Origin of the sequence: Streptomyces sp. NPDC056296 (genome assembly GCF_042268605.1) — a bacterium.
Classification (GTDB): Bacteria; Actinomycetota; Actinomycetes; order Streptomycetales; family Streptomycetaceae; genus Streptomyces.
Genome location: NZ_JBHJRX010000021.1, coordinates 107,653 through 119,663, shown reverse-complemented (window position 1 = coordinate 119,663; position 12,011 = coordinate 107,653). Strand labels below are relative to the sequence as shown.

13 protein-coding genes are annotated in these 12,011 nt (G+C 70.3%); 8 read left to right on the top strand and 5 right to left on the bottom strand.

Features of this window, described 5'->3' with window-relative positions:
• Positions 1-169 precede the first annotated feature (169 nt).
• The 4 genes from ACFCZF_RS17805 to ACFCZF_RS17790 all read right to left on the bottom strand — a co-directional run bounded on the left by ACFCZF_RS17805 (position 170) and on the right by ACFCZF_RS17790 (position 2,706).
• Positions 170-412: a DUF5302 domain-containing protein gene (locus ACFCZF_RS17805; RefSeq protein ID WP_375909208.1), complete on the bottom strand. Its 243-nt coding sequence runs from the start codon at positions 410-412 to the stop codon at positions 170-172.
• Between the two features lie 86 nt (positions 413-498).
• Positions 499-1,200, bottom strand: a complete 702-nt coding sequence (locus ACFCZF_RS17800) for a bleomycin resistance protein (RefSeq protein WP_376672449.1) — start codon at positions 1,198-1,200, stop codon at positions 499-501.
• 13 nt (positions 1,201-1,213) lie between these two features.
• On the bottom strand, positions 1,214-1,783 hold the full coding sequence (locus tag ACFCZF_RS17795; protein ID WP_376672448.1) for an AAA family ATPase: 570 nt from the start codon (positions 1,781-1,783) through the stop codon (positions 1,214-1,216).
• Between the two features lie 26 nt (positions 1,784-1,809).
• A complete protein-coding gene (locus ACFCZF_RS17790) occupies positions 1,810-2,706 on the bottom strand; it encodes a hypothetical protein (RefSeq protein ID WP_376672447.1) in 897 nt (298 codons plus the stop codon).
• 214 nt (positions 2,707-2,920) lie between these two features.
• On the opposite strand from ACFCZF_RS17790, the gene ACFCZF_RS17785 reads away from it, so the two are divergent.
• The 3 genes from ACFCZF_RS17785 to nadE all read left to right on the top strand — a co-directional run bounded on the left by ACFCZF_RS17785 (position 2,921) and on the right by nadE (position 5,852).
• Complete coding sequence (locus ACFCZF_RS17785) at positions 2,921-3,346, top strand: PGPGW domain-containing protein (protein ID WP_376672446.1); 426 nt, start codon at positions 2,921-2,923, stop codon at positions 3,344-3,346.
• A 184-nt stretch (positions 3,347-3,530) separates the two neighbouring features.
• Positions 3,531-4,928: a DEAD/DEAH box helicase gene (locus ACFCZF_RS17780; protein WP_376672445.1), complete on the top strand. Its 1,398-nt coding sequence runs from the start codon at positions 3,531-3,533 to the stop codon at positions 4,926-4,928.
• Between the two features lie 84 nt (positions 4,929-5,012).
• The gene (gene nadE, locus ACFCZF_RS17775) at positions 5,013-5,852 is read left to right on the top strand and encodes an ammonia-dependent NAD(+) synthetase (RefSeq protein ID WP_376672444.1); all 840 of its coding nucleotides are present in this window, start codon (positions 5,013-5,015) and stop codon (positions 5,850-5,852) included.
• Positions 5,853-5,870: 18 nt separating this feature from the next.
• On the opposite strand, the gene ACFCZF_RS17770 is transcribed toward nadE, so the two are convergent.
• On the bottom strand, positions 5,871-6,809 hold the full coding sequence (locus tag ACFCZF_RS17770) for an oxidoreductase (protein ID WP_376672443.1): 939 nt from the start codon (positions 6,807-6,809) through the stop codon (positions 5,871-5,873).
• An 80-nt stretch (positions 6,810-6,889) separates the two neighbouring features.
• On the opposite strand from ACFCZF_RS17770, the gene ACFCZF_RS17765 reads away from it, so the two are divergent.
• From ACFCZF_RS17765 to ACFCZF_RS17745, 5 genes are all read left to right on the top strand, one after another.
• Entirely contained in the window at positions 6,890-7,498 is a 609-nt protein-coding gene (locus tag ACFCZF_RS17765) for a TetR family transcriptional regulator (RefSeq protein ID WP_376672442.1), read from the top strand.
• Positions 7,499-7,617: 119 nt separating this feature from the next.
• Positions 7,618-8,463 (top strand): MIP/aquaporin family protein, encoded by an 846-nt coding sequence (locus ACFCZF_RS17760; protein WP_376672441.1) that lies wholly within the window; start codon positions 7,618-7,620, stop codon positions 8,461-8,463.
• A gap of 24 nt (positions 8,464-8,487) precedes the next feature.
• Positions 8,488-10,005, top strand: a complete 1,518-nt coding sequence (glpK, locus tag ACFCZF_RS17755; protein WP_376672440.1) for a glycerol kinase GlpK — start codon at positions 8,488-8,490, stop codon at positions 10,003-10,005.
• A gap of 82 nt (positions 10,006-10,087) precedes the next feature.
• Complete coding sequence (locus ACFCZF_RS17750; RefSeq protein WP_376672439.1) at positions 10,088-11,179, top strand: AI-2E family transporter; 1,092 nt, start codon at positions 10,088-10,090, stop codon at positions 11,177-11,179.
• A 92-nt stretch (positions 11,180-11,271) separates the two neighbouring features.
• Complete coding sequence (locus ACFCZF_RS17745; protein WP_376672438.1) at positions 11,272-11,925, top strand: maleylpyruvate isomerase N-terminal domain-containing protein; 654 nt, start codon at positions 11,272-11,274, stop codon at positions 11,923-11,925.
• Positions 11,926-12,011: the final 86 nt, after the last annotated feature.

Below are 12,011 nucleotides of genomic sequence, written 5' to 3'. Positions count from 1 at the left end.
CAGAAAAGAAGAAAAAAAAGAGGAGGGGGGGGGGGAGCGGGGGAAAGGGGGGGGGGCGTGAAATTTTTTGGGGTCGGGGGTGGGGGGGGTGTCTTTGTGGGAGGGGGCGGGGGTGCCGGGCCGGAGAGGCCCGGTCACGCCGGCCGGGCCTCTCCGGCCGGCTGTGCGATCAGCCGCCGCTCTTGCGCCGGAACGACCGCTGGCTCGCAGCCGGACCATGCGCGCCGCGGATCTTCGACGCGTCGGTGTGCGCGGCGAGGGCCGCGGCCTCCGCCTGCTTGCCGCGTTTGCGTTCCAGAGCCTCCCGGAACTTGCCCTTCAGGTCGTACTGGCCGTTCTCGTCGGGCGCCACGGAAGGGCTCTCGACGTCAGCCGACTCCGAACCTGCTTGCGATGAAGACTCTGCAGTCATGGTGACCTCCTGGGTTCGGACAACAGGAGCCCAGCTTGTCATGCCGACCACCGCCCGGGATACCGCATACATGCCGTGAGCAGACCTCAGTCACGCAGCTCTTCGAGACGCCTGAGATCGTCCTGGACCGATTCCCGTTCTTCAGCGGTGAGTTGGACCGCGGCGGCGCCGGCCAGTGCGGTCGTCGCGGTCTCTTCGTCCCCGAGACGCCCGGCGACGTCCGCCCGCAGCACGAGGAGGCGGAACAGTTGCACCGGCGTGGGCCGCTCCCCCGGTAGGCGAAGCACCCGGTCGATGACCTTCGCGGCGCCCGTGAGGTCCTCCTTCGAGTCCGCCAGAAGCGAAGCGTGGTGCAGGGCCCGGGCGAAGGTCTCCTCGGGAGCGGGCCCAGGGCGCGGGTCCTCGCCGGTCGGCTGCCCGACGCGGACGCAGTTGCCGCCCGGATCGCTCATGAGGAACTGCCGCACGCCGTACGACATGTCCTTGAGCTGCCCGATACGCGGCAGCCCCCGCGTGGGAACCCTTCCGTACGCCGCCTTGAGCCCCGCCCGGAACGCGGCATGCAGTCCGTCGACGTCATCGGTCAGGACGTAACAGGTGCTGACCGACTCGGCCGGCTCGTACTGCCTCAGCCCGAAGAACTGCAGTTCGATGCCACCGCGCTCCACGACCGCGTACGGATTGGGGCTCCGCTGCCGGAACGTCACCTCGAACCCGAGGGCGGTGTAGAAGTCGAGAACGGGCTGAAGGGTACGGCACGGCAGGATCGGAATCGTCTTCTCAACCATGCGCACACTCTAGTCAAAGTTGAATAGATGTGTCTTCTGTGGGCGTCGCGGCGGCCGCCCAGCCCGTGGCCGTCAACACCTCACGGGCGATGTCCACGACCGACCGCCCGTCGGTGGCCACACGGAGGACGTCCGCGGGCGCCCGCTCGTCCAGGAGGCGCGCCTTGCGGATACTGCCCTTCAGCTCGTGATCCAGTTCCGATCCGAGCTCGCGGCCCGCCAGCCGTTCACCCGCGGTGGCGTCGGAGGCGGTGAGCAGGACCCGTACGATCCGCACGTCCGCCCCCATGGCGCGCTCGAACATGCCCGCCGCCTCGGGCAGCACGCTCACGGTGTTCGTGTAGATCAGACGGCGGTGGCCGAGCCGGGCGTAGTTCGCCCATACGGCGGTCAGGTTGCTTTCGGTGATCTTGGAGCGGTGCGGATCTCCCTCCGGCGCCGGATGCACCTGGCCCAAGTAGTCGCCCTCGACGACCGCGTGGGAGACCGGCACGGCCCGCAGGAGCGCCGAAACCTCCCATGCCACCGTCGTCTTGCCGACCCCGGCACGTCCTCCGACGAGCAGTACCTCCGCGTGATTCATAGCGGCAGCTTGCCGCCCGTCCGGACTCAGGGAGAAGTGAATTTCAGTACGGAACCGTCCTCGTTCTGCGCGACGACGGTCACGGTGAGGTCGTCGCCGAACTCGGCCACGCCGCCCGAACCGCCCAGCTGCATCACGGTGTTGGCCGTGCGGAAGGTGACGGAGTCGTCGTCCGCGGTGACATGCACGTTGAGCCCGTTCGCCGTGATGTCCACCGCGGACGTCACCAGGATCTCGCACTCCCCGTCCGAGCAGGCTCCGGTGTTCCTGCCGTCCGCCGCTTCGGGCAGCGGACCGGAGGAGGCGGGCGCGGGCGTGGCCGGGCTCTCCGAGGGCTTCCAGCCGGGGGCGCACTGCTCGGCGCGCTGGTGCGCGGCCGCCAGCCGCGGGTCCTTCCTGGTCAGCGCCGGCAGGTCCGGATCGGGCGGGGTGAGCGACTGGATGAGCCCGTCGACTTCCGCGGCACTGCCCTCGGCGTCGTCGAAGGCCGCGCTCGGGGACAGCTTGTCGAGTTCGGGCACGACGCCGTTCAGCTTCTTCAGCCAGGCGTCGCGCAGCCGGTCGGCCGCGGGAACGCCCGACGGCCCCAGATCCTTCAGGTCGCGTTCCACGTCGTCCACCCCCGTCGGGGTGCGGGAGAGGTAACCGACGGCGAGGAACTCGGCGGACGCGCCGTTCTTGTCCGGCTTCCGGATCTCCGCCAGGTCCGCCGCGCTGTCCTTCCGAACGGCCCGGAGCGCGGTCGTCGACGCGCACATGCCGCCGACCCACTCCACCAGCTCCTCGGACGGTGGCTGCGCCGGCGCGGGTGCGGCCGATCGCTCGGCCGGCTCGTCGGCGCTCTCGTCCGCGCCGCCCCCGCAGCCGCCGACGGCGATCAGCGCGGCGGCGGCCGCCACGGCGACGCTCTGCCTCTTGTACATGCGATGACCTCTCTCCATGCCGCGGCCCGCCCCGTACTCCGCATGACCGGCGTCCGCACCGTGGGTCCAGTTCAGTGCGGGGCCGGATTGTTCAGCCATCGGTCGGCAGCGGTGAACAACGCCCGATGGAATCGCCTGCGCCACGACGCCTGCCTAAGGTGGGGCAGGCCGAAGGGAACCGGAGTTCTTGCCGACCGCGGGAAGGCGGGGCGACATGGCGCGCAGTGTCGAATCGATCCGGCGGGCTGCCCTGGGCGCCCTCGGCGCCGTGCTGGTGGTGATCGGCATCGCCCTGCTGGTACTGCCCGGGCCGGGTCTGCTGCTCGTGTTCGCCGGGGTGGTCCTGCTGTCGCGTGCCGTCCCGGCGCTGGACCGGTTCGTCGCTCCGGTCCGCGGACAGGCGATGCGTGCGGCCGAGGAGAGCGTCTCCTCTCCATGGCGTATCGCCGGCTCGGTCCTGGTGGGACTCTTCCTCGTCGGTGCGGGCGTGGTGTGGGGACTCGTCCCGCAGGTGCCGTACTCCGGATGGGCCACCGGGGTGAGCCTGATCATCTCCGGCTTCATCCTGCTCGGCCTGCTCATCTGGAGCCACCGCCGCGTTCAAGCGGCGCGTCACCGCTCACCGTCGACTTCGGGATGACCGCGGGCGCCGCCAGCCCCTCGCCCCCCTACCGACCGCCGTTGACGAAACGGGACAGTTCCGTGTGGCCTCCGGGCCTCCGGGTGCCCGCTGGTAAACTGGGGCCACGCTTTGAGGCGCCCGGGTCCGTACCGAGGGGTACGGGCCCGGTCGCGTTCCGGGCGCCTGATCAGGAAGGTCCCCCATGAACGCGAAGCCGTCGTCGGCCACCGGAGCCTCCCGGGCCGGCGAATCCCAGCACCCGACAGCGCCGGCGGAGTCGGCGGACCAGCCGGCGGTCGCGTCTTTCGACGCGCTCGGTCTTCCGCCTGTACTGCTGAAGACGATGACCGGCCTGGGGGTGACGAAACCCTTCCCGATCCAGGCGGCGACCCTGCCCGACGCGCTGGCCGGCCGCGATGTCCTCGGCCGCGCGCGGACCGGCTCCGGCAAGACGCTGGCTTTCGGCCTCGCCCTGCTCGTCCGGACCGCGGGCCGGCGGGCGGAATCGAAGCGTCCGCTCGCGCTGGTCCTGGTGTCGACGCGGGAACTCGCACAGCAGGTGAGCGACGCGCTCACCCCGTACGCGCAGGCGCTCAACGTGCGACTGGCGACGGTGGTCGGCGGGCTGGCGATCAACCGGCAGGCGGCGCAGCTGCGCGGCGGCGCCGAGGTGGTCGTCGCGACGCCGGGACGGCTGGCCGACCTGGTGTCCCGTCGTGACTGCCACCTGAACGACGTGCGGATCACGGTGCTGGACGAGGCGGACCAGATGTGCGACCTGGGCTTCCTGCCGCAGGTCTCGGGAATCCTGGACCAGGTGCCCGCCGACGGGCAGCGGCTGCTGTTCTCCGCCACGCTCGACCGCGACGTCGACCAGCTGGTGCGGAGCCATCTGCACGACCCGGTCCTCGCATCGGTCGACCCGGCGTCGGCCTCGGTCACCACGATGGAACACCACGTACTGACCATCCACCCCGCCGACAAGTACGCGACCGCGACCGAGATCGCCGCACGCGACGGCCGGGTGCTGATGTTCCTGGACACCAAGGCCGCGGTCGACCGGTTCACCCGTCACCTGCGGGCCAGCGGCGTGCGGGCCGCCGCCCTGCACAGCGGGAAGTCCCAGCCGCAGCGCACGCACACGCTCGCCCAGTTCGTGGAGGGCAAGGTCACCGTGCTGGTGGCCACCAACGTCGCGGCGCGGGGCATCCACGTCGACGCGCTCGACCTCGTCGTCAATGTCGACCCGCCGGCCGACGCCAAGGACTACCTGCACCGCGGCGGGCGTACGGCACGCGCCGGACAGTCCGGGAGCGTGGTCACGCTGGTCACTCCCGACGAGCGGCGCGAGGTGAACCGGATGATGTCCGAGGCCGGAATCCGGCCGACCGTCACCCCGGTGCGCTCCGGCGAACAGAAGCTGACCACCATCACCGGTGCGAAACGCCCGCCGACCGCGCCGCGGACCAGCGGCGGCAACGCTCCCTTCCGCGGCCTCGGCGCCCGTTCGGGCCGCCCCGCGAAGGAGCCCCGCAAGACCACCGAGGCCCGCAAGGCCGCGGAAGCCCGCGCGGCGGCCAGGGTACGCAAGGGCCGCTGACCCGGGACGGTCCGGCCGGAGCCGGTGTGCGCCTCCTGGGTAGGGTGAGTGGGAAGCCCCCTGGGAATCGAACGAGGAGCGGAATTGAGCGAGCCTGCGTCCATCGCCCTGCAACTGGAGATCGCCCGGGAACTGGAGGTCGCGGAGACCTTCGACGCCGAGCGGGAGATCGAACGCCGGGTGGCCTTCCTTGCCGAGCGGCTGACCTCCACCGGTCTGCGCTCCCTCGTACTCGGTATCAGCGGCGGTGTCGACTCGACCACCGCGGGCCGGCTGTGCCAGCTCGCCGTCGAACGGGCGCGGGCCGAGGGACACGAGGCGGGCTTCTACGCGATGCGGCTGCCGCACGGGGTCCAGGCCGACGAGCCCGATGCCCAGCTCGCGCTCTCCTTCATCAAGGCCGACCACGTGCTGACGGTGGACATCAAGCCGGCGAGCGACGCCGCGCTCGCGGCGCTGGTCGCCGGCGGTGTGTCCTTCCGCGACGCCCGGCACCAGGACTTCGTGCAGGGCAACGTCAAGGCCAGGCAGCGCATGATCGCCCAGTACGCCGTGGCCGGCGCGCACGACGGACTGGTCGTCGGCACCGACCACGCGGCCGAGGCCGTCTCCGGCTTCTTCACCAAGTTCGGTGACGGTGCCGCCGACCTGGTCCCGCTGACCGGCCTGACCAAGCGCCGCGTGCGCGCCGTCGCGGACGCGCTGGGCGCGCCCGCCGAGCTGGTACGGAAGGTCCCCACGGCCGACCTGGAGACCCTCGACCCCGGCAAGGCCGACGAGGAGGCGCTCGGAGTCACGTACGAGAACATCGACGACTTCCTGGAGGGCAAGCCGGTCGACGAGCAGGCCTTCGAGAAGATCGTCACCCGCTACCGGCTGACCGACCACAAGCGCCGGCTGCCCATCGGTCCGGATCACCTCTGACTCAGGCCGAGGGCGAGTTCAGTCGGACACGGGCCGCAGCGGGAAGCGCACATCGGTCAGCCGCTCCGACAACTCCCACAGGCGTCGGCCGGTCTCGGCGTCCGCCGCCGCGGGTGACAGCCGTACCCGCGCCGGTCCGCCGCGCAGCTCCGCCGGGCCGTCCGGCCCGATGAACTCGCCGCTGCGCGCACTCGGGTCGGTCGCCGCGTACAACTGCGGCAGCGCGCCCCGCTCCGGGGACTGGGCGAGCGGGATGAGAATGCGCCCGAACAGCATCTTCACCATGCCGGTCGGCTCACTCGTCTGCAGGTTGGTGGCGGTGTAGCCGGGATGCGCGAGCAGGCTGCGTACCGGGCTGCCTGCCTCGGACAGCCGTCGGTGGAGTTCCCGTCCGAAGACCGCGTTGGCGAACTTGGACTGGTTGTAGAAGCCCATGGGTGAGTAGTGGCGTTCGCCGGCGAGGTCGTCGAGGAAGAGCCGTCCCTGCCGGTGGTTGGTCGAGGTCGTCGTGACCACCCGGGGATCGTCCCCGTCCGCCAGCAGGTCGAGCAGCAGTCCGGTGAGCGCGAAGTGACCGAGGTGGTTACAGGCGAACTGCATCTCGTGTCCCTGCGCGCTCAGGCGTCGGGGCGGCGCCATGATGCCGGCGTTGTTGACGAGCACGTCGAGCCGTGGAAGATCGGCGTGCACCTGACGCGCGAAGGATCGGACCGAGTCGAGATCGGCCAGGTCGAGCCTGCGTACCTCGAGGCCGGCGTCCGGTTGCTCGGCGGTGATCTCCGCGACCGCCCGCCTGCCCTTCTCCTCGTCGCGTACCGCGAGGATCACATGCCCGCCCCTGCGGACGAGCGCCCGGGTGGTCGCCAGGCCGAGGCCGCTGTTGGCTCCGGTGACGACGAACACCCGCTTGGTCTGGTCCGGAATCCGCTCTGCAGTCCAATGCTGCTGCTGGGTCATGCGACACAGACTGTCGCTCGTGGCACCAAGTGTCAATATGCCTCTTGGTGCCATGGAGGGCATGGAGTTACCATGAGGTGGTGAGCACTCGCCCCGAAGTCAGCCTGGCCCAGCGCAAACGTCAACTCGTCTCGGACGAACTGACCGAGGCAGCCCTGCAGTTGCTGGCGTCGAAGGGTTTCGACGCGGTCACCATCGACGAGATCGCCACCACCGCCGGAGTGTCCAAGCGGACGTTCTTCCGGTACTTCGCGTCCAAGGAGGACGTGGTCGTTCAGTTCCTGACCGACATGGGCGCCGGCATACGCACGGAGCTGGCGGCCCGCCCGGGCGAGGAACCGCCCTCCGCGGCGTTGCGAAACGCCGTCTCGGTTCCCCTCGCGGACTGCGCCGACCACTCCGACAGGGCACTGCGGGTGGTGCAGCTGATCCTGCGCACCCCCGCCCTGCACGCACGCTTCCTGGAGCGTCAGGAGCAGTGGCGTGACGACCTGACGGCGGAGCTGGCGCGTCGCCCGGGGCTCGCCCCCGACGCCGACCTCTATCCGCAACTGGCCGCCGGGATGGCACTGACCGCGTTCAACACCGTGCTCCGACGCTGGAGCGACAGCGGCGGTGCCGAGGACCCCCTCGAACTGACCGGCCGCGCCTTCGCCGTGATCGCCCCGGCCCTGGACCACGCCGACTGACGGCGAACGCTCCCACAGACGGCCGTACCTTACGCGCGACTTGTCGCTCACAACTTTAATCTGACGAAAGAGAGGCTCGGACAGTCGATGCCGGTTCAGCCGGCGGAAGGTGAGCTTCCATGGCCGCACGGCTCAAAAGGTCCGGCTTGATCGGTGAACTGTCGGCCGAATTCGCCGGCACGATGATCCTCATCCTCTTCGGCTGCGGTGTGGTGGCCCAAGTGGCCGCGGGCGGAGCCCTCACGAATCCGGAAGGCGGCCTCGGGGACCACGACAGCATCTCCTGGGCGTGGGGTCTCGGTGTCACCCTGGGCGTCTACGTGGCGGCGAGGCTGAGCGGCGCCCACATCAACCCCGCGGTGACCGTCGCGCTCGCGGTGTTCAAGGGTTTTCCGTGGCGCAAGGTGGCGCCCTACGCGCTGGCCCAGACGGCCGGTGCCTTCGTCGCCGCTCTCCTCGTCCGTTGGAACTACACCGAAGCGCTGGCGAAGGCCGACCCCGGTCTCACCATCAAGACGCAGACCGTGTTCTCCACGCTGCCCGCCAACGGCAACACCGCTCTCCCGGTCCACGAGTGGGGTGCCTTCCGCGACCAGGTCATCGGCACCGCCATCCTGCTGCTGCTCATCATGGCCATCACGGACATGCTGAACACGCCGCCGGGCGCCAACCTGGCCCCGTTCGTCATCGGCCTGGTCGTGGTCGCGATCGGAATGGCCTTCGGCACCAACGCCGGTTACGCCATCAACCCGGCCCGCGACTTCGGCCCCCGGCTGGCCAGCTTCCTCACCGGGTACGGCGGAGCATGGCGAGATCAGTACGGGAACCTCTACTTCTGGGTGCCGATCGTCGGCCCGCTGATCGGTGGCGTGCTCGGCGCGGGTCTGTACAAGGTTTTCATCGGCCGGTTCCTGCCTGCGGCGGAGCCGGAGCCCACGGGGCGCGTACCGGCGCCGGAGGACTGACACCGGCCGGAGAGGCGGCACAGCATGGCGGACTTCATCGGCGCGGTGGACCAGGGGACCACCAGTACCCGATTCATGATCTTCGACCACGGCGGCAACGAGGTGGCGAAGCACCAGTTGGAGCACGAGCAGATCCTCCCCCGCTCCGGGTGGGTGGAGCACGACCCGGTGGAGATCTGGGAGCGCACCAACTCGGTGATGCAGAACGCGCTGCGCCACAGCGGTCTCTCGGGGACCGACCTGGCGGCCATCGGCATCACCAACCAGCGGGAGACCACGGTGGTCTGGGACCGGCGCAACGGCCGCCCCTACTACAACGCCATCGTGTGGCAGGACACCCGAACCGACGCCATCGCCGCGAACCTCGACCGTTCGGGCCGGGGCGACGTCATCCGCCGCAAGGCCGGACTGCCGCCGGCGACCTACTTCTCCGCCGGAAAGATCCAGTGGATCCTGGAGAACGTCGACGGCGTCCGCGAAGCGGCCGAAGCGGGCCACGCCGTCTTCGGCAACACGGACGCCTGGGTCCTGTGGAACCTGACCGGCGGTCCCGACGGCGGCATCCACGCCACCGACGTGACCAACGCGAGCCGGACCATGCTGATGGACCTGGAGACGCTCGACTGGGACGACGAACTGCTGGGCTTCTTCGGCATCCCCCGGTCGATGCTCCCCACCATCAACCCCTCGTCGCACGCGGAGGCCTACGGTGTGGCCCGGACCTCCCGGCCGCTGCGCGCCGCCGTACCCATCGGCGGGGTCCTCGGCGACCAGCAGGCGGCCACCGTGGGGCAGGTCTGCTTCGCGCCCGGCGAGGCCAAGAACACGTACGGCACCGGCAATTTCCTGGTGCTCAACACCGGCACGGAACTGGTCCGCTCCCAGCACGGTCTCCTGACCACCGTGGCCTACCAGTTCGGCGACAGCCCGGTGGTCTACGCGCTGGAGGGCTCTATCGCGGTGACAGGGTCCGCGGTGCAGTGGCTGCGCGACCAGATGAAGATCATCAAGACGGCGGCGGAGAGCGAGGAACTCGCCCGCACCGTCGACGACAACGGCGGCATGTACTTCGTCCCGGCCTTCTCGGGCCTGTTCGCCCCCTACTGGCGTTCCGACGCCCGGGGAGCGATCGTCGGCCTCGCCCGGTACAACGACAACGCGCACCTGGCGCGGGCGACCCTGGAAGCCATCTGCTACCAGAGCCGCGACGTCGTCGAGGCCATGGAACAGGACTCCGGTGTCCACCTCGACGTGCTCAAGGTCGACGGGGGTGTGACCGCCAACGACCTCTGCATGCAGATCCAGGCAGACGTCCTCGGCGTACCGGTCAGCCGTCCCGTCGTCGCGGAGACCACCGCGCTCGGCGCGGCCTACGCGGCGGGACTGGCCACGGGGTTCTGGCGGGACACCGATGAACTGCGCACTCACTGGCACGAGTCCAGGCGCTGGGAACCGCGGTGGCCGGAGGACCGGCGCGCGCAAGGGTACGCCGGCTGGAAGGCGGCGGTGGAGCGCACGCTCGACTGGGTCAAGGTTCCCTGAACCGGCTGCCGCCCTTGAGGGAAGGACTTTGAAGGTAGGACTCGGGCGCGGAGGGCAACAGGCGTCGCCATAAGGTGATCCCATGTCTGCCAGATTGAGTTCCGCGAGGACCCGCGCCGCGCTCCGCACCACCGCGCGCACCTCTGCCGAGTTGCTGCTCATACTTGTCATGCTCGCGGTGGCCCTGTGGATCCTCGGCCGCATGTGGTCGGTCGTGTGGCCGCTGATAGTCGGTCTGCTTCTGACCACGTTGACCTGGCCGTCGGCCCGTTTCCTGCGGCGGCACGGGTGGCGTCCCGCGCTGGCCGCGGCGGTGGTGACCGTGGCGTTCCTCCTGGCCGTCACGGGCATCGTGGCGCTGATCGCGGTGCCGATGTCCTCCGAGACCGACGAGTTGACCGCCGGCGTGGTCGAAGGCATCGACCGGCTGCGCGACTGGGCCGCGGGGCCGCCGCTGAACATCGACGACGGCCAGATCACCAGTGCGCTCGACTCCGCGATGGCGCGCGTCCAGGAGAGCATCGGCAGCGTGGTCAACACGGTGGCCACCGGCCTGAGCACCGTGGTCAACGGCCTCATCACCGCGGTGCTGGCCGTCTTCCTGATGTTCTTCTTCCTCAAGGACGGGCCGCGGTTCCTGCCGTGGCTCGGCCGCCAGCTGCCCGGCCGGCTCGCCACCGACGTCCCGGCCGTCGCCCTGCGCAGCTGGGAGACGCTGGGTTCCTTCGTCCGCTCGCAGGCACTCGTGGGGCTGCTCGACGCCGTCTTCATCGGTCTCGGACTGTGGATCCTGGGCGTGCCACTCGTACTGCCCCTGGCGGTGCTGACGTTCGTGTCCGCGTTCGTGCCCATCGTGGGAGCCCTGTTCGCGGGCTTCGTCGCGGTGCTCATCGCCCTGGTGTCGAACGGCCTGACGGACGCGCTGATCGTGCTGGCGATCATCGTCGTGGTGCAGCAGTTGGAGGGCAACGTGTTCCAGCCCATCATCCAGAGCCGCGGACTCGGTCTGCACGCGGCGGTGATCCTGCTGGCGGTGACACTCGGTGGCAGCCTGGCCGGGATCGTCGGCAGTCTGCTCGCCGTGCCGGTCGCCGCGCTGATCGCGGTGGTCTGGAACTATGTCCGCGAGCAACTTAGCGACCCGCCGGAGGAACCCACGCCGGCCGACGCCTGAGGGGCGGGCCGGTCCCCGCGGTCCGAGTACCGCTTCGCGATCTCGGGTGAAGTCGGTCGCAGCCGGACGGTCGGCGCTGCTGGCTTGCGGCCGTGGATCTCTTCTCCAGCTCCTGGACGGCGTTGCGCACCGCGGTCGCCGAAGTCCCCGACGAGGACTTCGCGCGGCCGTCCGGCTGCACCGGCTGGCTCGTACGCGACCTGGTGTGCCACCTGATCATCGACGCCCTGGACGTCCTGATCACCCTCGCCACCCCCGCCGCCACGGAACCGACCCGGGACGCGGTGACCTACTGGGACATCGTCGAAGCCCCGACCGGCGACGACCCTCTCGACGCGCTGATCGTGCGTCTGGCCGCGGCGTACGAGGAGCCGTGGCTGCTCAGGTTCCACCTCGACGACGTGGGTTCCGCCGCCGGTCGCGTCGCCGGACTCGCGGATCCCGCGGGCCGGGTCGGCACCCGCGACGAGGTGCTCACCGCGGGCGACTACCTCTCCGCGTACGTCCTGGAATGGACGCTGCACCACCTCGACCTGATCGCCCACCTTCCGGACTCGGCGGAACCGCCCGCCGAAGGACTGGCCCGGTCCCGCGAGCTGCTGGAGAAGATCGCCGGTGTGGCGTTTCCCCCGTCGTTCACCGACAAGGACGCGTTGCTGATCGGCACCGGCCGGCGTGCTCCGACCGAGGCGGAGCAGGCGGCACTGGGCGAGCCGGCCGCACGGCTTCCCTTCTCCCTCGGCTGACCGGAACACCCTGTTCCCGGGAGGGAGGAGAGAGAGGCAGGCTCCCCGACCTTGCCGGGCGCGGCCCCGGCTCGCCGGTCGCGCGT